The 19,177-nt window shown below is 49.4% G+C and carries 19 protein-coding genes; 3 read left to right on the plus strand and 16 right to left on the minus strand.

Features of this window, described 5'->3' with window-relative positions:
* The first annotated feature begins 383 nt into the window (after window positions 1-383).
* Window positions 384-905, plus strand: a complete 522-nt coding sequence (locus NWF04_03565; protein ID MCW4005661.1) for a hypothetical protein — start codon at window positions 384-386, stop codon at window positions 903-905.
* 227 nt (window positions 906-1,132) lie between these two features.
* On the opposite strand, the gene NWF04_03570 is transcribed toward NWF04_03565, so the two are convergent.
* The 10 genes from NWF04_03570 to NWF04_03615 form a co-directional block, all read right to left on the minus strand.
* Window positions 1,133-1,813, minus strand: coding sequence for a PAC2 family protein (locus NWF04_03570; protein MCW4005662.1), 681 nt, complete (start codon window positions 1,811-1,813; stop codon window positions 1,133-1,135).
* A 15-nt stretch (window positions 1,814-1,828) separates the two neighbouring features.
* Complete coding sequence (locus tag NWF04_03575; protein MCW4005663.1) at window positions 1,829-2,605, minus strand: proteasome assembly chaperone family protein; 777 nt, start codon at window positions 2,603-2,605, stop codon at window positions 1,829-1,831.
* 89 nt (window positions 2,606-2,694) lie between these two features.
* The gene (gene trpA, locus NWF04_03580; protein ID MCW4005664.1) at window positions 2,695-3,507 is read right to left on the minus strand and encodes a tryptophan synthase subunit alpha; all 813 of its coding nucleotides are present in this window, start codon (window positions 3,505-3,507) and stop codon (window positions 2,695-2,697) included.
* The gene (gene trpB / locus NWF04_03585; GenBank protein MCW4005665.1) at window positions 3,504-4,679 is read right to left on the minus strand and encodes a tryptophan synthase subunit beta; all 1,176 of its coding nucleotides are present in this window, start codon (window positions 4,677-4,679) and stop codon (window positions 3,504-3,506) included. Before trpB ends, trpA begins: the two co-directional genes overlap by 4 nt.
* A gap of 56 nt (window positions 4,680-4,735) precedes the next feature.
* Window positions 4,736-5,527 (minus strand): indole-3-glycerol-phosphate synthase, encoded by a 792-nt coding sequence (locus NWF04_03590; GenBank protein ID MCW4005666.1) that lies wholly within the window; start codon window positions 5,525-5,527, stop codon window positions 4,736-4,738.
* Window positions 5,520-6,581 (minus strand): anthranilate phosphoribosyltransferase, encoded by a 1,062-nt coding sequence (gene trpD / locus NWF04_03595; protein ID MCW4005667.1) that lies wholly within the window; start codon window positions 6,579-6,581, stop codon window positions 5,520-5,522. Before trpD ends, NWF04_03590 begins: the two co-directional genes overlap by 8 nt.
* Window positions 6,578-7,168, minus strand: coding sequence for an aminodeoxychorismate/anthranilate synthase component II (locus NWF04_03600; protein MCW4005668.1), 591 nt, complete (start codon window positions 7,166-7,168; stop codon window positions 6,578-6,580). The genes trpD and NWF04_03600 overlap by 4 nt, the downstream gene beginning before the upstream one ends.
* Window positions 7,168-8,529: an anthranilate synthase component I gene (gene trpE / locus NWF04_03605; GenBank protein MCW4005669.1), complete on the minus strand. Its 1,362-nt coding sequence runs from the start codon at window positions 8,527-8,529 to the stop codon at window positions 7,168-7,170. The genes NWF04_03600 and trpE overlap by 1 nt, the downstream gene beginning before the upstream one ends.
* Window positions 8,530-8,693: 164 nt before the next feature.
* On the minus strand, window positions 8,694-9,260 hold the full coding sequence (locus NWF04_03610; GenBank protein ID MCW4005670.1) for a DUF488 domain-containing protein: 567 nt from the start codon (window positions 9,258-9,260) through the stop codon (window positions 8,694-8,696).
* Between the two features lie 107 nt (window positions 9,261-9,367).
* Entirely contained in the window at window positions 9,368-10,726 is a 1,359-nt protein-coding gene (locus NWF04_03615; GenBank protein MCW4005671.1) for a hypothetical protein, read from the minus strand.
* A gap of 249 nt (window positions 10,727-10,975) precedes the next feature.
* Here NWF04_03615 and alaS point away from each other — a divergent pair, with 249 nt between their 5' ends.
* Window positions 10,976-13,777: an alanine--tRNA ligase gene (gene alaS, locus NWF04_03620; GenBank protein MCW4005672.1), complete on the plus strand. Its 2,802-nt coding sequence runs from the start codon at window positions 10,976-10,978 to the stop codon at window positions 13,775-13,777.
* A 17-nt stretch (window positions 13,778-13,794) separates the two neighbouring features.
* Here the strand turns inward: alaS and NWF04_03625 are convergent, their stop codons facing one another.
* A complete protein-coding gene (locus NWF04_03625; GenBank protein MCW4005673.1) occupies window positions 13,795-14,217 on the minus strand; it encodes a toprim domain-containing protein in 423 nt (140 codons plus the stop codon).
* Window positions 14,218-14,225: 8 nt separating this feature from the next.
* Entirely contained in the window at window positions 14,226-15,314 is a 1,089-nt protein-coding gene (locus tag NWF04_03630) for a tyrosine--tRNA ligase (protein ID MCW4005674.1), read from the minus strand.
* Between the two features lie 251 nt (window positions 15,315-15,565).
* Between NWF04_03630 and NWF04_03635 the strand changes: the two genes are divergently transcribed.
* A complete protein-coding gene (locus tag NWF04_03635) occupies window positions 15,566-16,222 on the plus strand; it encodes a Type 1 glutamine amidotransferase-like domain-containing protein (GenBank protein MCW4005675.1) in 657 nt (218 codons plus the stop codon).
* Between the two features lie 15 nt (window positions 16,223-16,237).
* On the opposite strand, the gene NWF04_03640 is transcribed toward NWF04_03635, so the two are convergent.
* The 4 genes from NWF04_03640 to NWF04_03655 all read right to left on the minus strand — a co-directional run bounded on the left by NWF04_03640 (window position 16,238) and on the right by NWF04_03655 (window position 19,172).
* Window positions 16,238-17,497 (minus strand): MBL fold metallo-hydrolase, encoded by a 1,260-nt coding sequence (locus NWF04_03640; GenBank protein MCW4005676.1) that lies wholly within the window; start codon window positions 17,495-17,497, stop codon window positions 16,238-16,240.
* A 147-nt stretch (window positions 17,498-17,644) separates the two neighbouring features.
* Window positions 17,645-18,136 carry a hypothetical protein gene (locus tag NWF04_03645; protein ID MCW4005677.1) on the minus strand — a complete coding sequence of 164 codons (492 nt, stop codon included), beginning with the start codon at window positions 18,134-18,136 and terminating at the stop codon, window positions 17,645-17,647.
* 11 nt (window positions 18,137-18,147) lie between these two features.
* Window positions 18,148-18,906: a DUF4332 domain-containing protein gene (locus NWF04_03650; GenBank protein ID MCW4005678.1), complete on the minus strand. Its 759-nt coding sequence runs from the start codon at window positions 18,904-18,906 to the stop codon at window positions 18,148-18,150.
* 5 nt (window positions 18,907-18,911) lie between these two features.
* On the minus strand, window positions 18,912-19,172 hold the full coding sequence (locus NWF04_03655) for a hypothetical protein (GenBank protein MCW4005679.1): 261 nt from the start codon (window positions 19,170-19,172) through the stop codon (window positions 18,912-18,914).
* Between the last annotated feature and the right edge of the window lie 5 nt (window positions 19,173-19,177).

Here is a 19,177-nt window from a genome sequence, read left to right on the forward strand (position 1 = left end):
AGAGCAAGCACGTAAGACGGAACCAACAGAGGAGTAAGTTTGGCTTGCACCTGTGACGCTTGGTTTTTACCAAATCGTGTAACAGGCTCGACATCCCGTGCCAGAGAGAGCTTAACTTAGAGAGGCGTGCCGCCTCACAGTGAAGTTGAGTGTTAGGTTACACGGGATACAAACAAACAATCAAACAAACAATCCGCCACCTCTTTTGGCCAGTTCAAAAAAGCTTCACTTTTGGTAGACCCCCTCCCCCTATCGTTTCTGCATACAATTAAAAATAGCAACCAAATAGATGGCAAATAGGCTGTGTTGGGGTTGGTTGGTGGGTTTTGTGATGTTAATGTTTTTAAATTGTAGTTTTGCTATGTATGCGAGGAAGAACAGCTGTGCAGAAGACGTATAGGTTGTTTATTGTTGCGTTGTTTGGGTCTGTTATGGCTGTTACTAGGTTTTTTGTGCCTCCGCCTATTGATAAGATTTTGATTGCGGTGGATGCGATTTTGCTTGCGTTGAGTGCGTTGTTTGTTAAGAGGGCGGGTGCGACGTATGTGGGTTTGGTTGGGGGAACGCTTACGAGCCTGTTTCGCCCCAGCTTCATTCCGTTTACCATAATTTACACGTGCTTGTATGGTGTTATGGTGGATGTGTTTACGGTGGTTTTCAAAGTTGACGCGACAAATAAGGGTGTTAACCGCAACCGTTTGATGGCAGCTATGGCATGCAGCACGTTGATTATCGGGTTTGTAAGCTACTACGCCAGCACCGTTTTTCCTCAAATCATTACCGCCTCGCCGTTTTTGGACCTGATGGTTGCGTTCATGGGACCTGCTACAGGAGCCACTGCAGGCTACGCGGCTGCGTATCTTTGGAACAAATACCTCAAGGGCATCCCCCTAAACAGCCAATGATACACGCGTTGGCATATTGTGTCTTTGGAAATACGACTTTTAAATTTAGACGCCTAAGGTGAATTGAGGAGAAAGGAGAAAGGTGTCGTCACCAGCCCTTCACAAGCAAAGACAAGCAATCTTCGAGCAAGCTGCCAAAATAGAAAACAAAAGCCGCTACGTCTCTATGTTTGTGAAGGGTTGGTCTTACGTTTTCCGCTATAACGTTAGGCAGACCCGTTGTGGTTTTACTGTATCATCTGGTTTAGTTTGTCTATGATGATTTTTGCTGCGTCGTTGTCTGGGGCTTCTAGGTCGGTTTCTGTGGGTTGAGTGCTGGCGAAAAGGCACAGCGCTTGGATTCCGCGTAGTTTTGATAAACCAAAAACAAGCCCTGAAAAACCCATAAACGGTCCCTTGTAGCCGATGTCCACGCCGTATTTGGTTTTTAATTCCTCAAGAACACTGGCGTCCGTACCGGCGCAGCACAGCTTCTTCTCTGGCTCTTGTTTTGCGCCATAACCCGCCACTACAATTACCCTTTTAACCTGCAATTCGAAAAGAAAATCTGCAACCTTCGACGCTACATCATACTGGCCCTCAAAATTGGCGTGATAACCCCTGACAAAAACTGTTTTGGGTGCTTCGTTTGCGTAGAATTGGACTTTGGGCAAATCGGGTGTGCCCTGTTCGATGATGACGCCTCCAAGACCTGGCATGGCGGGGTGGGCTGCGTATGCGGGTTTGGTTTCGTAGATAGAGGGCATGTGTGTTGAGTATAAGTCGGCGAGGGGCTCCGCGTTTTTTTGTTTGACCAGCTCGTCAACGACTAATTTGCCTATGGAACGCAAACCTGGGGCGCCAACTATAGCGGTGGCGTCTTTGAGGTCGGCTTTTTTGTGCTGTTTTATCCAAATGCCCTTTTCCATGTGGGTGTCCTTCTTTTAGGTGACGTAGCTGGGTCGTTTGCTGGATTGCGTCATTTCTTCGCGTACGCGGCGTTCTATCTCGGTCATTTTAGCTACGACTTCATCCATCTGCTTGGCTTGTTTGTCCATAGGGTCCATGTCCAGTTTGAGCTGCAAAACTGCTTCGACAACGTGCAGTGCGGCTTTGGCTGCTTTTGCGTCCGTGACGTACTCGCCCGTGGATAGCTGGTACCCGTGGGTTTCTGCCAGCAAACAGGCACCTTCTAGTCCTTTCTTTCGGGCAAGACCCAAAATCAAGCCGTTTTCTCCACCGATAACGCCGCTGTCCAAGGGTTTAACATCGTGTTTTTTGAGTTCTTCAAGAAGTTCGGGGCTGGTTGCGGTGCAGTAAACCTGCGGGGTCTCAAACGGTTTGTCGGTAACTAAAGCTGCCACCGAGAAAACCCGTTTCACGCCGTTTTGGCTTGCCCAATCCAAGATTTTATCCGCAATTTCGTATTGTCCTTCAGGAGAAAACGCCTGTGCATTGCCTGTGAAGAACACAAAATCCTGTCCTTTTTCGTCCTTGTAGTGGTACAGCTCATTTTTCAACAGCTCCACCAACCCGTCCTCTTTAATCACAACGTAAGGCGGGAAATACCGCGAGTAAACCTCTCCAATCAACTCAGCTTTAAGCTGCTTCACCAAATAGTCAACAGATAACTTGCCAATATACGCAATACCCGGAAGCCCAACAACAAGCACTAAATCCTTGGGCATTTGCTCCTTCACAATTTTGATGTCAACATCCAAAGTTAAGACCTCTAACAAGTGTATAAAGCTGTACATCTACCAAAATGAACCTTTTGGAAAACCTTTAAGGCACCCAAAAAACGGGAGGGTTAAGGGTTTAGGGTTGCGGTTTTTAGTTCGCGTGCGGTTGCTTCAAGTTCTTTTTGCATGGCATCGTGGTCGTTGAGGTTTTTGCTGATTATGTTGATGAATGCGCTACCGACTATGACGCCGTCTGCCCCTGCCGCAAGTATACGACGTACATGCTCAGGTTTGGAGACTCCAAAACCCACCGCCAACGCAATATGCTCACGCGTAAAAGGCAAAACCCGCTGCACCAACTCTATTGTTGACTCCGAAACATCCGCTTTGGCACCCGTGACGCCAAAATGTGAAACCAAGTATAGGAAACCTGAAGAGCAAGCCACGATGTTGCGTAGGCGTTCGTTGCCTGTGGATGGGGCAGCTAGGAAAATTGTGTCTACGCCTTTGCATCTTGCGGCTTGTTTGCAGTCTTTGGCTTCCTCAGCGGGCAAGTCGGGAACGATTATGCCGTCGACAAGGCAGTTTTTGGCTTGGCAAAAAAAGTTGTCTAAGCCCATTTTGAAGACGGGGTTGTAGTAGGTCATGATGACTAAGGGGACGCTGCTTTGTTGGCGTATCTGCTTTGCCACATCCAGCACTTTGGCGGGGGTGGTTCCTGCGTTCAGGGCGCGTATGCTTGCGGCTTGTATGGTTGGTCCGTCCGCGATGGGATCAGAAAAAGGCAGTCCCAACTCGAGTATGTCGACGCCTCCGCGGATTAGGGATTGCGCTATTTGCAGGGTCTGAGTTGGGTTGGGGTCGCCGCATGTAATGTACCCGATAAGGGCGCCTTCGTTTTTGGCTTTGAGCTGCTCGAACACGCTGCTTATTTTGCTCACATTTTTACCCCCAAATACGCCGCTATGGTTTCCACGTCTTTGTCACCACGACCCGACAACGTAACCACTACGGATTCGTCAGGCTTCATCTGCTCAGCTAGTTTCATGGCAAACGCCACTGCATGCGAGGACTCCAAAGCAGGCACGATGCCCTCAAGCTTGGATAAGGCAAGAAACGCATCTACCGTCTCTCTATCGGTTGCTGAAACGTACTGTGCTCTTTGTAGCGACTTCAAAAATGAATGCTCAGGACCTACGCCGGGGTAGTCTAAGCCTGCGGAGATGCTGTGGGTGTTTTGGATTTGTCCGTCTTCGTCTTGCAGGATGTAGGTGTGCATGCCATGGAAGATGCCTTCGGAGCCTGCGCCTAGCGATGCGGCGTGTTTGCCTGTTTCTATGCCTTCGCCTGCGGCTTCTACGCCGTAAAGCTTGACTTCAGGGTTATCTTCAAATGGGTAAAACGTGCCCAAAGCGTTGCTTCCTCCGCCTACACACGCGACTAAAGCTTGGGGAAGGGTTCCTTCTTTGTCGAGGAATTCGACTTTGAGTTCGTTGCCTATGACGCTTTGGAAATCACGCACAATCATGGGGTATGGGTGAGGACCAACAACTGAGCCAATTAGGTAATACGTGTTTTTGAGGTTGACGACCCAGTCGCGGAACGCCTCGTTTATGGCGTCTTTGAGGGTTTTGCTGCCTGCTTCCACGGGGTGTACCTTTGCGCCCAGCAGTTTCATGCGGAAAACGTTCAGTTTTTGGCGTACGGTGTCTTCTGAGCCCATGTAGACTTCGGATTTGAGCCCCAACGCTGCGCAAGCCATCGCAGTCGCCACGCCATGCTGACCCGCCCCTGTCTCTGCGATAACGCGCGGTTTGCCCATACGCCGTGCCAAAAGCGCCTGTCCAATGGTGTTATTGATTTTGTGGGCGCCCCCGTGCGCGAGGTCTTCGCGTTTAAGGTAAATTTTGGCTCCGCCTACCTGCCTTGTGAGGTTCTCTGCAAAGTAAAGCGTTGTGGGTCTACCGACGTATTCGCTTAAGTAATATGAGAGTTCGTGAGTGAATTTTTCGTCGATTTTAGCTAGATTGTAGGCTTCTTCAAGTTCGGTTATGGCTTCCATTAAGACTTCTGGAACAAAGCGTCCGCCGTACTTGCCGTATTTCCCGTCCACAGGGTAACTGCTTAACTCTTTGTTTATGTTTTCATCGCCTTCACGAGTCGTATGCATCAACATCCCTCAATAGCACATACAAGTTCATTGACCTTATCTGTTATATTAGTAGATAACATTATTGCAGAACCAACAAGAAAGCCTTTCGCACCACACCCAAACAAAAACGCCACATCCGACGCCGCATGCACGCCGCTTTCACTCACAACCACCTTACCCGCAACGTCGTTTTCCGCCAAAATCCTGCGCGTAGTCTCCAAATCCACCCCCAACGTGGCAAGGTTACGGTTATTAATGCCCACCAAATCAGCTTCGCTGTCTACGGCGTATCGGAACTCGTCGGCGGTGTGGGCTTCAAGCAAAACCTCCAAACCCCGCCTATGAGCCTGCTCAATCATCTCGTCACGGCTGCAGCTGCAGTAGCCGCGGTCAAAAAGCGCCTGAATCAACAAAACTACATTCGCGCCCACCTGCACGGCGGCATCCAACTGTACGCTGTCAACCACGAAATCCTTCATCAACAAAGGCAACCCCACAGCGCCCCGAACCTCCACCAAATACTGCAACGAACCATTGAAATGCTTGGGCTCAGTAAGAACAGAAATTCCCGCGGCGCCGCCTTTTTGCATGGCTTTTGCGATTTGCGCTGGGGCGAAGTCTTTGCGAATGGTTCCCGCAGAGGGCGATGCGCCTTTGACTTCGGTTATGACGGCGGCGGCTTTGCTTTGCAAAACAGCAGTTTTTAGGCTTGCCGATACTTTTGTGGGGCTATTGGGTGCTTGCTGGTAGTATCCTGACTGCACGGTTTGCTGTGCGTCCTTAGCCAAGGTATCCAAGAAGTCAGGCATAGCGCTGTTCCAACTCCTCAAGCCTTGACAAATCGCCGCCCGACGCCTCAACAAGCATCTTAAGCTTACGGTACGCCGCGCCGCTGCCAATGGATTCTCTAGCAACATCCATGCCCGACGAAAAATCTTCCGCGCCGCCCCCGACCATAATAGCCGCCGCACTGTTAACCAGCACAATGTCACGTTTCGCGTCGTCCTCTAAGCATTGCCCGTTTAGGATATCAAACAGTATCTGCGCGTTCTCTTCTGGGTCTGCGCCTTGCAGATCTTCGATACGAGCTGGATTTACTCCAAAACTTTCAGGCGAAACCTCCATGGTCATAACGGTGCCTTCGCGTAGCAGCGAAATTTTGGATTTGCCTAAAGTGGAGATTTCGTCAAGCCCATCCAAACCATGCACAACTAACGCTTCCTCACAGCCTAACCCCCGTAGCGTCTTAGCCAAGGGCTCAGTTAGTTTACCGTCGTAAACGCCTAGAAGCTGCGCGTTTGCACATGCAGGATTAGTCAACGGTCCTAGCACGTTAAAGACGGTGCGTATTGCGATTTCGCGCCGCGGTGTTATGGCGTATTTCATGGCTGGGTGAAAGGCGGGTGCGAACATGAATCCGATGCCGACTTGTTCGATGGTTTGTTGTACGGTTTGGGGTTCCATGGCTAGGTTGACGCCGAGTTTTTCGAGAACGTCTGCGCTGCCGCTTTTGCTGGTGACGGAGCGGTTGCCGTGTTTGGCTATGGTTATGCCCGCGCCTGCTGCTACGAACGCTGAGGCAGTGCTGATGTTAAAGGTCTTGAGTTTGTCTCCGCCTGTTCCGCAAGTATCAACCAAACGACCCTGCACCTTTGGTCGGATTTTACAGCAGTTCCCACGCATAACCCCCGCAAACGAGGTCAACTCCTCCACCGTTTCACCCTTTATTCGCAATGCTGTCAAGAAAGCGGCGGTTTGGGAGTTAGTTGCTTGCCCCGACATAATCTCTGTCATGGCTTGCTGGGCATCGCTGCTGGAGAGGTCAATACCTTCAACCAGACGAGCTATAACTTCTTTTATCATGGTTGTCTTGTCCCTTCCAAAAAGTTCTTGATTATAATTTTCCCGTCTTCACACAATATGGATTCAGGATGGAATTGTATGCCCTCTATAGGGTACTGTTTGTGGCGTACGCCCATGACTTCGCCGTCGTCCATGGCTTGGGCGGTGATTTCTAGGCAGTCGGGGATTGTGTCTTTTTCGCCTGCAAGTGAGTGGTAGCGGGTTGCGGTGAAGGGGTTTTGTACGTCTGCGAAGAGGTTGCGGTTGTCGTGTTTGATTTTGCTGGTTTTGCCGTGCATCAACCGTTTTGCTGAGACGACTTTGCCGCCGTACGTGCTGATTATGCCCTGATGCCCCAAGCAAACGCCTAGGGTGGGGACTGTGGGGCTTACCTGCTGCAGAATTGCCTTGCAGACTCCAAAGTATTTCTCGTCGGCTGGGTGCCCCGGACCAGGTGAAAGCACAATGCGGTCAGGTTTAAGCTCCTGCACCTGCTGCAAGGTAATTTGGTCATTACGGTAAACCACAACTTCAGGTCCAAATTCTCCGATATACTGCACAAGATTGTAAACAAACGAATCATAATTGTCTATAACCAAAACCTTCACTACATACTGCCTCCAGTTGATTCTTTGAGTGCTTTCATAAGCGCCCCAGCTTTATGCTCAGTTTCAAACCATTCCCGCTCAGGAACCGAATCCGCCACAATACCCGCACCCACCTGAACATGCGCTTTATTGCCTTTTGCAAACAGGGTGCGTATGGTTATGGCGAAATCTGCGTTACCGTTGTAGCTAAAGTAGCCCACGGCACCTGCGTAGGGTCCACGGCTGTTGGGTTCGAGTTCGTCGATGATTTCCATGGCACGGACTTTGGGGGCTCCTGAAACTGTTCCTGCGGGAAAAACGGCGCGCAAGGCGTCATAGCCGTCGCAGTCGTCTGTTAAGTCGCCTACGACCCTTGAGACGATGTGCTGGACGTGGCTGTAGCTGTGTACCTGCATGAATTCGGGGACTCGGACGCTTCCGAACTTGGAGACTCTGCCCGTGTCGTTTCGAGCTAAATCCACCAGCATCACATGCTCCGCGCATTCCTTAGGGTCAGCTAAGAGTTCCTTGGCTAAGCGGCGGTTTTCGGCGGCGTTTTCGGTGCGCGGTCGAGTGCCTGCTATGGGGAAGGTCTCTAAGGTGCGGTTTTCTACTCGGGCGAGCATTTCGGGGCTGGAACCAACGATTTGGTGTTTGCCTGATTTGAAGAAGTACATGTACGGGGAGGGGTTTATGGTGCGTAGGGCGTCGTAGAACTGGGTTAGGTCGCCTTGGAATTTGAAGTCGTAACGTTTGCTCAGTACCACTTGGAATATATCACCCGCTGTTACGTACCGCTTAGCTGTTTCAACCGCACGTTCATACTGCTCCTTGGACACATTCACCGACGGCTCACTAACCCGCAACGGCTCAAACTCAGCAGGCTGCCCAAGCAACTCGTTAACCTCAGGCAAACGATTCTCACGATAATAATAGTAATACGCACGCTTTTGACGATGATCAAAAACTATCCCATCATCAAACACGCCCATCTCTACATCAGGAAACGATAGGTCATCCACGGCGGTTTGGGGCAGTTTCTCCCAGTAACGCACCGCATCATACGAAATATAGCCGACCGCGCCGCCTGCGAATCGAAATTCCTTATTTGCTGTAGCTCTGCCCTCAAGAACCCGTTTAATCACATCGAGCGGGTCACCTGTTTGCTCCACCGTTTTCTTGCCTGAACGTTCGTTGCGGATTTGTGCGGTGCCGTTTTTTATTTGGATGGTGAGTTCAGGGTTAAAACCCAGAAAAGAGAACTGTGCAAGTTTTCGTGGGCCTTCGATGGATTCAAGCAGATACGCTGTTTGGCAGTGCTTGTAGAGTTTAGAGAACGTTTCGATGGGTGATTTCTCAAAGGGGATTTTCTTAAAATTCAAAGGCGTAGCTAACTTGTCGGATTTAGGCGTTGATTGTGCGTTGCCAAAGACGATACCCCATTTTCATGTGCTCCTATAGTTCGCAAACATACCCAAATGGTATATTTAAGGCTTTTCAGTACAAAAATGTACATACAATCGTGGGGAAAAACCGCAAGGCAGAATCAGTAATCCAGAAGGGTTCTCTGGTTGTCCTCTTCGCTGTAGAGCGGGTACGTAATTTTTGTTCCATCTACGTGGGCGGTTTCGGTTAGCTTGTGGCGCAGGTGGCTGTCTGCGGTTAAGATGTGCTCGACAGTGACGCCGCGTACGTTTAGGGCATCGGAGAGAAGCGAGCGGTGACAGCGCCACGGCAGGGCTTCAGCACACATAACGGCGGTTTGGGCTGTGTGGGCAAGCGAAATCAAATGCGCCAGGTTCTCCGTGAACTCTCGGGTCTGCATATAATCCGCGTAGCCCCTCAAGCCTTTGGGCAAAGCCAAATTCACCGAATCAGAATGCGACCTGCGAAACCCCCCAAGCTCAGGCACATGACTATACCTTATTCCCTCCGCTTTTAGTAACTCCTGCAAATTCTCCTTGCTAAACTGAGGCGTATGCCGAGAATGAGGCGCAGCCCGAACATCCACCACCAAACCCACACCATACACATGTAAAATCGAAACAAACTCCTCCACAGTCCTCGTAGAATGCCCAATAGTAAAAACCACAAACCCCAACTCAGAATCCACAGCCAAGAACCCCAACTAACCAAAACGTCCAAACTATATAAAACAAACCAGACAGGTTAACGCGAAAAAAGAAAACAAAGGACGGGATTTCCCCGTTAGATGAAGATTTATGCTGTCGTTTTTGTGTGTTTTTGTTTTCGAACTGTTGCGGTAACTGCTAAAGCTGCAAAACAAGCAACTAGCGCACCCACAACTCCAAGGTTATATTCAGGCACTACAAACGGGCTTTCGGGAGCAATCTTCACTGCCCAGTAGTCGTAGTTGCCTGCACCAAAAGAGTACGTGTAACCTGCTAGCGCGTATCCTCCGTCGCTGGTTTGGATGACGCAGCGGGCATATTCGATGCTAGAACCACCGTAGGTCTGGTTCCACTGCATGACACCGTTTGCATCAGTTTTTACCAGCCAGTAGTCGTAGTTGCCTGCACCAAACGAGAATGTGCGACCTACTAAGGCATAGCCGTTGTCGCTGGTTTGGATGACGCAGCGGGCATATTCGATGCTAGAACCACCGTAGGTCTGGTTCCACTGCATGACACCGTTTGCATCAGTTTTTACCAGCCAGTAGTCGTAGTTGCCTGCACCAAACGAAGCCGTGTAGCCTGCTAGTGCGTATCCGCCATCACTGGTCTGAATGATAGAATCTGCGTATTCAATGTTGGTTCCGCCGTAAGTTTGGTTCCACTGCATGACACCGTTTGCATCAGTTTTAACTACCCAGTAATCAGTGCTGCCTGCACCAAACGAGCCCGTGTAGCCTGCTATTGCGTATCCGCCATCGTTAGTATGAACTACACAAAACGCGTAATCGGCACTTGCTCCTCCGTATGTCTGGTTCCACTGCATTGCGCCGTTGGAGTCGGTTTTCACCAGCCAGTAATCAATGCTGCCTGCACCAAATGACTTTGTTTGTCCGCCTAGGGCGTATCCGCCGTCACTGGTTTCAACTACACAAAACGCACAATCATCGTACAGTCCGCCGTAGGTTTGGTTCCATTGCATCTCACCATCTGCATCGGTTTTAACTAGCCAGTAATCATAGTAGCCTGCACCAGAAGAGGCAGTACGACCTACTATTGCGTATCCTCCGTCGCTGGTTTGGATAACACAGTATGCTTGGTCCATTTTGGTTCCGCCGTACGTCTTGCCCCATTGCATGATGCCATCGGCGTTAGTTTTAACTAGCCAGTAATCATCGTAGCCTTCGCCAAACGAGCCTGTGTAGCCTGCTAGTGCGTATCCGCCATCACTGGTCTGGATAATGTCATATGCTTGATCACTGCGTGACCCGCCGTAGGCTTGAGTCCATTCTGTTGGCGGCGCTGTTGTCTGTGCTGTGGCAAATCCTGTAGCCGCTACGGTTAAGAGTAACGTGGAAACAAGTATCCCCACAAGAACAGCCGCCTTCAAGGGTTTCTTTGCAAAACCCGCGTTGTTCATTTTAAATTGATTTTTATTGCCTTTCACTTATTTTTCTCCCTTCTCTATCTAATACCGTTAACTTACCGCGTAAATCATTATAAAACGTTTTGAAACACAAAACCACTCCCTTTTCAAAAATGAAACTAAGATCTAACATTGAAAACCAGCCAACAAACACCCGCAAGCACCACCCCATCTTCAAGAACAAAAGCAAACGGTTCCCCAAACGGTAGGCAATGTTTTAAATCCGCGGCATCCATAAACTTCTAATCACGTTTACCTATAGTGGTCTGTATGCCTAAACGATTCTCAGCTGAAGATTACGCTTTGCCTTTCTTTAAAGAGGAAGGGTTCATACGTAAACTCTGCCCTAAATGCGGCGAGTATTTCTGGACGCAAGACGCGAGTATGGAGACCTGCGGCGAGGCAGGAAGCGACGAATGTGGCTGTTACTCTTTTATTAATGACCCTGCGACGAGCCGCCCCTTTAGCCTTGGAGAGATGCGTGAAGCATTTTTGTCTTTTTTCGAGCAGCAAGGTCACACCCGAGTTAAACCCTACCCCGTCGTAGCACGCTGGAGAAGCGACATCTACCTTACCCACGCAAGCATCATCGATTTTCAGCCTTACGTCACCGAAGGCATCGCCCCGCCCCCCGCAAATCCACTGGTAATTTCGCAGCCCAGCATTCGATTAACCGACATCGCAAACACAGGACCTACCTTTGGCCGGCACTCCACCATTTTCGAAATGGGCGGAGCACACGCGTTCAATTACCCCGACAACGAAGTCTACTGGAAAGACCAAACCGTACGCCTGCACCACCAATTCGCCACCGACGCCTTAGGCATAAAAAGCGAAGAAGTCATCTACAAAGAAGACGTATGGTCTGGCGGAGGCAACGCAGGTCCCGCTGTAGAATCTGTCGTGCGTGGCTTAGAAGTTAGCACACTGGTGTTTATGGAGTACAAAGTGGTTGGGGATGAGTTTGTTAGGTTGCCGATTCGTACGGTGGATACGGGTTATGGCTTGGACAGGTTTGCTTGGATAAGCCAAGGTGTGCCCAGTGCGTTTAGGGCAATTTACGGTGGCTTGCTCGATAAAGTTCTGGATATGGCGGGCATTACAGGCGTGGATGAGGGTTTGCTTGCGCGTGTGGCAAAGTATTCGGGTCTGGTTAACGTAGATAAGATGGCGAATCGCAGGTTGACACGCCAGCGTGTATCCGAGTTTTCAGGCGTGGATATGCAGACCATGGAAAAAGTGCTAATCCCCTTGGAGAACGCATGGGCAGTTGCTGACCACACCAAAACATTGAGTTTCATGCTTGCCGAGGGCGTTGTTCCCAGCAACATCCAAGAAGGCTACCTTGCACGGCTGCTGTACCGCCGCGTCTACCGCCTCATGCGCTCGCTAGGCATGAATCCTGATTGCATCTACAAAATCATCGAACTCCAAGCACGGCACTGGGGCAAGGATTTCCCGCAGATTCCAAAGATGCAAAACGAAATCGTCGAAATGCTCAAAAACGAGCAGGAAAAATTCGAAGACACCCTCAAACGCGGCGAAGGCATAGTCAAACGCTTAGCCACAGAGCTTAAAACCCAAAACACCAGCCAAATCTCAAACCAAACCCTCTCCGAACTCTACGACTCCCACGGACTACCCCCAGAAATCGTCAAACAAGCAGCCGAAACCCAAGGCATAACCGTGGAAATCCCCGACGACTTCTACGCGTTAGTTGCGAATCGGCACATGCAAGCCTCCAAACCCACCGAAAAAGAAACCCCCACAAAAGACCACCGCCTAGACGAAGCCACCGCAGACCTGCCGCCAACCGAGCAACTCTACTATCCCGAACCGTACCTGCGCGAATTCGACGGCAAAATCCTCAAAATCATCAACAAAGAGTACGTGGCGTTGGATAGGACGGTGTTTTATCCTGAAGGCGGCGGGCAACCTGCAGACCACGGCTACTTCGCGTATGAAGGCGGCGTTAGAGCCGAAGTTACAGCAGTGAAGAAGGTCGGCAGGGTCATACTGCACAAAATCAAAGCCGACAAGATGCCACTGGAGGGCGCGGTGGTTCATGGGATTTTAGATTGGGAGAAACGTTACTCTTTGATGAAGGCGCATACTGCAACTCATTTGGTTAACGGGGCTGCACGGCGTGTACTGGGCGATCATGTCTGGCAAAGCGGCACCCAAAAAGGAACAGTAAGCACCCGCTTGGACATTTCACATTATAAACGCCTCTCACCTGAAGAAATCCACCTAATCGAGCGGCTGGCAAACGAAGCCGTATTAGCAGATATGCCCGTAGAAACCACTTGGCTGCCCCGAAACGAAGCCGAAACCCTCTACGGATTTAGACTCTACCAAGGAGGTGCCGTCCCCGGCAAAGACATCCGCGTAGTCAAAACAGGCAACTGGGACATAGAAGCTTGCGCAGGAACGCACCTGAAAAGCACAGGCGAAATCGGCTACCTAAAAATCCTTAGCACCGAGCGCGTGCAAGACGGCGTAGAACGATTAGTGTATGCAGTGGGAATGGCAGCAGTCAAAGCTGTCCAAAAACAAGAACTGCTCGTCTGGAAAGTTGCTGAAACCCTAAACGCGCCCATAGAAAAACTCGACAAGACCGCGCAGAAAATGGCTTTGGAACTCAAAGAAGCAAACGCCGAAAAACGCAAACTAATCAAGGAATTAGCAGCCAAAGAAAGCGGCGCATTAGAGTCCTCGGCGCAGACCCAAGAAATCAACGGCATCCAACTCGTCACCCGCGACTTCGAACAAGAAACTGACGTCAACCGCATGGTACAAACCGCCACAGAACTCATCAAACGCAACGACAACACCATCGCAGTATTCTACGGTGCAGACACAAAAACCGCCAAACTCATGATAATGGCGGGAAACGCAGCCACCGCAAAAGGCGTACACGCAGGAGAAATCGTCAAACAAGCAGCCCCCATTTTCGGAGGAGGTGGAGGCGGACGACCCAACTTTGCCCAAGGCGGCGGAACCCAACCCGAAAAGCTCCCCGAAGCAGTCAAAGTAGCCCAAGACGCCATCAAAAAACAACTGCAAAAGTAGCCCTGCTGCCTGCGCAGTTACTCGTGGTGGTGGCTGGTTTTGCTTGCCAGAGTCTGCAGGTACGAAGGTATGCCCTCAATGCACTGAACGTCACGCAGCATTATTACGCGCAGGGCACGCCAGTACCTGATGTTAGGCACAATTTTTCTGGGTTCCAAGTTCTGTTTTAGGAGTTTGGTGGCTTCGATGCCGCGTCGGTCAAAATCCAGCATCAAAATCACTTTGGAGGCGCCTGTCGCTTCGATTTCTTGCAGCGCTTGGTCAAAAGATTTGCCGCCTGTCTTCACTGCAAATATGGGACCTTTCATGCCAAGGTCACGCAGGGCAACGATGTCGTTGTGTCCCTCAACGATAAGGTAGGTGCCGCGGGCGGATTCTTCGGCTACTGCGTCTAGGATGCGGCGGATTTTTTCCTCTTTTTCTTTTAGACGCGCAGACAACGCCGTGGTTACCTTGTGATTTTTGCTTGCCGTATGGTTTCGAGGCATTCTTTGGCGTCTTTGTTTGCTTCGAAGTATCGTCGGACTGGCGCTAGAATCGTGCCAAGTTGCTGGGCTACGCCGTTTTTGAGATCTTGCGGGTGCAGGTTGCCCTGAGTATACACGTTCGCAAGCTCATCAAAGCTTTCAAAGGCGATGTTGCCGCCGAATTTTGCGGGGCGTTCAATGGTGAAGACTGGGGTTTCTCGGAAGATGATGTATTTGCAGATGTCAAGTATTGGGTTGAATTTGACGGTCTTTTCGGGGCAAAACGCGCGGGAGAGTTTCTTTTTGATTTCGGCTGGTGTGTCGTAGATGAAGACGCAGGTGTCGGGTTTGCTTTTGCTCATTTTGGCGCTGGCTACGGCTTCGCGTTCTTGACCTTCAGGAATTGGCCAAACCTTGGGTTTCTCCAAACCCTGCAACAGGTGATGATGCACACAAACAGGCTTCCAGTAACCGATTTTTTCGCCTACTTCGCGGGCAACAACGTTAGCTTTACGCTGGTCCATGCCCAACTGGCAGATTTTCACGTCCAAATGGAAAATATCGGCGACCTGCATGGGCGTGTAGAGGTAGTCGCTGACGTATCGGGCTTCGGTTTCTTTTCGCCCTGCGATTTCAAGGGTGCGTGTTGTTCGAGCTAGGGTGAGGTTTTTGGCGATTTTTACGGTTTTGGACCAAAACTCGATGTCTTTGTAGAGCTCATCGGAGTAGATGAATTCTACTTTGTCGGCTGGGACACCTAGGGCTATCCAGCTGTGGCGGAACAGGTCTGCGGCTTTGCGAATTAACGTGAGGTCGCCGCCGAGTTTGTTGTTTAGCCACGCGTGCCATGTGGAGAGGTAAGCTTTGAAGTGTATGCCTGCTTCCACGAAATCCTTCATCTTGTACGCGCAGATAACACCCGTTCCCAAATGCACAAGCCCTGAAGGTTCAAACCCGTTATACGCAACAATATGCTCTTGATTTTCCAGCAGTTGCCGCAAATCCTCCGCAGTCAAAACCTCCTCCGCAGGAGCCCTACAAATCAACTCAATACGTTTCTCAACATCCAACACTATCAGCCTGCATTCGCCAAACTAAAAACAACCAACACCTTAAGAACATAACGGCAAACCCCCACCACAAACCACCCCAACACCAACCTATTTACCATCTATTAGGCTGCTGATATTAATTGTATGCAGAAAAGGGGGAGGGGGTCTGGTTTGTGTAATAGTTTTTAGGCTTGAGCTGAATCAGAAACCGCCTCTATCAGCGTTTGTATCCAAGCTACATATTAACGAGTCGTGGTTTTTGTGTTGTTATGGCGAAGTTGTATCTTCTGGGTGGAGAGCGTGTAGTTAGGCGTGATGCGTGGGAGATTAACGCGGCAGCATTTGGGGATGCTGGGAGTGCACCGCGGGTTTTGGTTTTTTCTTGGGCGAAGGCTTCTTTTGATAGGGCATTTAGGCGTAAGCAGTTATTGTTTAGGTACTTGCAGAGTTTGGGTGCGCGTGAGGTTGGATTTGCGGAGTTCTCGGAGCCTTTGGAGGATTTAGCGGGCAAGGTTGCGGGGGCGGATTTGGTTTATTTGGCTGGGGGACAGTTGAGCATTTTGTTTTCTCGGCTGCAGCAGACAGGTGTTGATGAGTTGCTGCGCGGTTACGGCGGGGTCATTGTGGGTAGGAGTGCAGGGGCGTTAGTTCTTGGAAGATATGGCGTAGTCACGACAAGATATAGTGGCGCAGCAAAAATTGTTCCAGGTTTAGGGCTGGCAGATTTTACCGTTAAAGTTCATTACAAACCCTTTAAAGACGAAATCCTCAAACGCTTCTCCATGCAAGAAAGAATCTATGCCATACCTGAAAAAGCCGCGCTTGTCTGCGAAAACGGAGCCCTTAGCGTTTTGGGGAAAGTGGTTTTGTTTGAAAACGGCGAAAAACAGGTCCTCTGTAGCAGTGGCGAAAAAGAGAAAGGGTGAGGGCAGCTTTGGTTGTTATATTGTTAGGGTTTCGCCTTTTTGTGGTATAGTGACGTCGGTTAGGTGGCTGATTTCTTCGCTAAGAGCTTGTGCTTGTTCTAAATCGCCGTGAACCAGAAGGGTCTGCTTGGGTTTGAGGGTTCGAACCATCTCTATGAGTTCTAACTGGTCTGCGTGCCCCGAAAGCTCAACTTGCTCCACTGTCGCATTCACGGTGATGGTTTCATTGTTATGCATGAAGTGACCTTCTTCTTTAGCCTGTGTAAGCGGACTGTCAGGAGGCAAATACCCCGACGTCAAAACAACCGAGTTAGCTTCGTTCCCTGCCCAGTCAGCAAGCAACTGAAGACTTGCCCCAGCGTGACCAAAACCCGACGTACAAATCACAATCGCGGGTTCCTTGATTTGGCTGGTGCGGTACAGGTGCTTCACGTGACGGTACTTGAAGGGCTGGTTTTGGTTTTGGATATCTTGCGTAAAAATCTGTTTATTCTGGTTAAAGTAGCCGTTGATTTTGTTGGCTAAATTCGATATGGTGTAGACGTTGTATTTGGGCAAAGCGCCTGTTTCCATGGCGTGGTCGATTCGTTTTGCCATTTCTTGGCTGCGGTGAAACGCGAATGTGGGCATCAAGATGTTGCCTTTGCGTTTTATCGTGTTGCGCACGTGCGTGAAGAGTTGTTCGATTAGTTCGTTTCTTGGAGCCCTGACTCTGCCACCGTACGTGGACTCGGAAATCAGAACGTCGGGTCGTTTGGGCAGCTCTTTGAGGTTGCAGCCGTCCAAGATTTCGGTGTCGTGTATGCAAAAATCGCCTGTGTACAGGACTTTTTTGTCTTCCGCGTGAACGCTGGTCATTTTGGCTCCTGCCACGTGACCTGCATGATGCAAATGCAAAGTCATATCAGGCAAGCCAATGGAGTTGCGTGTCCACCAAGCTTTGCGGATTTTCTCGGCGTCTCGTTCGTCGTAGGGGAAATCTTTGTTTCCGTTATGATTTTGAATCTTGACCATGTCATATAGCAAGTCTACTGCGACATCGCGGGTCATAGGTGAACCAACGATTACGGGGGTCTTTTTAGACAAACCCAGAAGATTGCCTGAATGGTCCAGATGAGCATGGCTTACAATTACGGCGTCAAAATCTTTTGGAAACACTGGGGGGTCTTCGTCAAGTTTTGTTCCATAATCCAACGCGACTTTGCAGAATTCTGTTCCAACTGAAACACATGAGCCGCCTACTTCACGAGCTCCACCAAGCACTTCAATCTTCAATAATATCACCTTTAAAATTTTCAAATGCTAATTCCTTGAAAAGAAACATGAAATCTTCCAATTTTATATCGTACCTAGAAAGTGTCAATCAACACGTTTTAATGCCAACATACCAGCAACACAGATATTAAGGTATTGATGGGCAAATCATAATTTTGCCGCGGTACCTTTAATTTCTGCGTTTTTGATGCTGTTAGCTAAATTTTGTGAGGGCGGCACAGGAACAACTGTGAGCCTGATGATGCTTGATGTCTCGGTCTTGTATGAGTAGGCATTTTGATATTTAGCATCCACCGTTTGAGCTTTGAACAAGTAAGGTGCTCTTCGCTTAGATTTAGTTGTCGAACCTGAAGACTTGTCTGCATCCAAACTTAACGCGGTTCTAAGCTCTATAACGCCACTTTGAATATGAAGCAAAACAGGCGATACCCCAAAAGCCAATGCTGACCCCGTGATTTGGCGCGGCTCCTTTTTGCCCGCGCCCACGTTTTTTTGGTAGCTTATCGATATGTTGGTGCTTGCTAGGTCATCAATGCTTTCAAGGAAGGCTTTGTTGGCGTCTGCCTGCGCGGAAACCATTGACAGCAAAAGGTCTCGAATCATATCGTTAAGCGCTACTTCGCCCTGACCCGTTGACATGTGGCTTACCCTTATTTTTCAGCATTTTTTTCAAGCTGAGTTTTTGCAGAAGAAACCCATCGGGCAACATCGTCAGGAGCCAGCTTGAAACCTGTAGGCAACTGAACTTTTTTGGTTTTTGCGGCGGCGGTTAGGTTCTTGTATAGTTCTTCGGGGTTGGCTTGGGCAAGTTTTTCTTTTGAATCTATCTTTCCACCGACTACAAGCAACTCTGCAGCTGGCTCGTCAACGCCGTCTATGCCTGCCATGTTGCTTTTTGTCATGAGTTTTGCCATGCCAATGAACTCTGAGGCTTGTTTGCTGGGAACGCCTACTTTGGTTATGTCCTTAGGCGATGCCAAAGCTAAGTCCGCAATGGTGTGGATGCCAATTTCGCGCAGTTTATTTGCTGTTAGTAACCCTATGCCTTCGATTGCTTCAATGGGTCGAGTGTTAGTTGAAGGCTTCACGTTGGTAGGTATGGGTTTAAGAGAAATATTCACCAGGCTCATGGAGTTGGGGTCTAACTCGTCGGGTTTTGTGGGGAGTATAATCATGGTTTTTTCGGATTCTTGAGAAACCACTGCTTTAAGCTGTATGTTAAAATCTGAAAGCACGTATGTAGTGGGGCGCTCTTGGCTCATGGCAAAATCATTAACGCGGATAAGGTCCTTTTGTATGGACATGACCAGAGTTCCAGGGTCAATTTTTCTGGTAAACTCTAGCTGGGGTTTCACGACGGCGGCATTAACTTTTTTTAAATCAACTTTTTTTATTCTGTCTGTAGACATATCAATCACTTGGGTTGTAATTTAAACTTCAGCGACAATAAACTATCGCCAGTTACTCCATAATAATTTGACGCTAAACCATTTGAAGGAGCGATTTTTAAGGTGCCATTTTGGGTAACAAAACAGCGGATTTTAACTTCGATTTGAGGGGCAACAAAAACTGGGTCTTCGCCAGAAGATGCTTCAAGAGCTTGATACAAACCATCGTTAGCTTGCTGAATTAGACCTGAAATCAAGGAAAAAAGGGTGATGGGTTGGTGTATCATGCTTG

Source organism: Candidatus Bathyarchaeota archaeon, assembly GCA_026014465.1.
Taxonomy (GTDB): Archaea; Thermoproteota; Bathyarchaeia; order Bathyarchaeales; family Bathycorpusculaceae; genus JADGNF01.

Coding starts and splice junctions, on each gene's coding strand:
- alaS (MCW4005672.1), top strand. CDS start 10,976: ATGCCTAAACGATTCTCAGCTGAAGATTACGCTTTGCCTTTCTTTAAA.
- NWF04_03635 (MCW4005675.1), top strand. CDS start 15,566: ATGGCGAAGTTGTATCTTCTGGGTGGAGAGCGTGTAGTTAGGCGTGAT.
- NWF04_03655 (MCW4005679.1), bottom strand. CDS start 19,172: ATGATACACCAACCCATCACCCTTTTTTCCTTGATTTCAGGTCTAATT.
- NWF04_03650 (MCW4005678.1), bottom strand. CDS start 18,906: ATGTCTACAGACAGAATAAAAAAAGTTGATTTAAAAAAAGTTAATGCC.
- trpD (MCW4005667.1), bottom strand. CDS start 6,581: ATGATAAAAGAAGTTATAGCTCGTCTGGTTGAAGGTATTGACCTCTCC.
- NWF04_03590 (MCW4005666.1), bottom strand. CDS start 5,527: ATGCCTGACTTCTTGGATACCTTGGCTAAGGACGCACAGCAAACCGTG.
- NWF04_03570 (MCW4005662.1), bottom strand. CDS start 1,813: ATGGAAAAGGGCATTTGGATAAAACAGCACAAAAAAGCCGACCTCAAA.
- NWF04_03645 (MCW4005677.1), bottom strand. CDS start 18,136: ATGTCAACGGGTCAGGGCGAAGTAGCGCTTAACGATATGATTCGAGAC.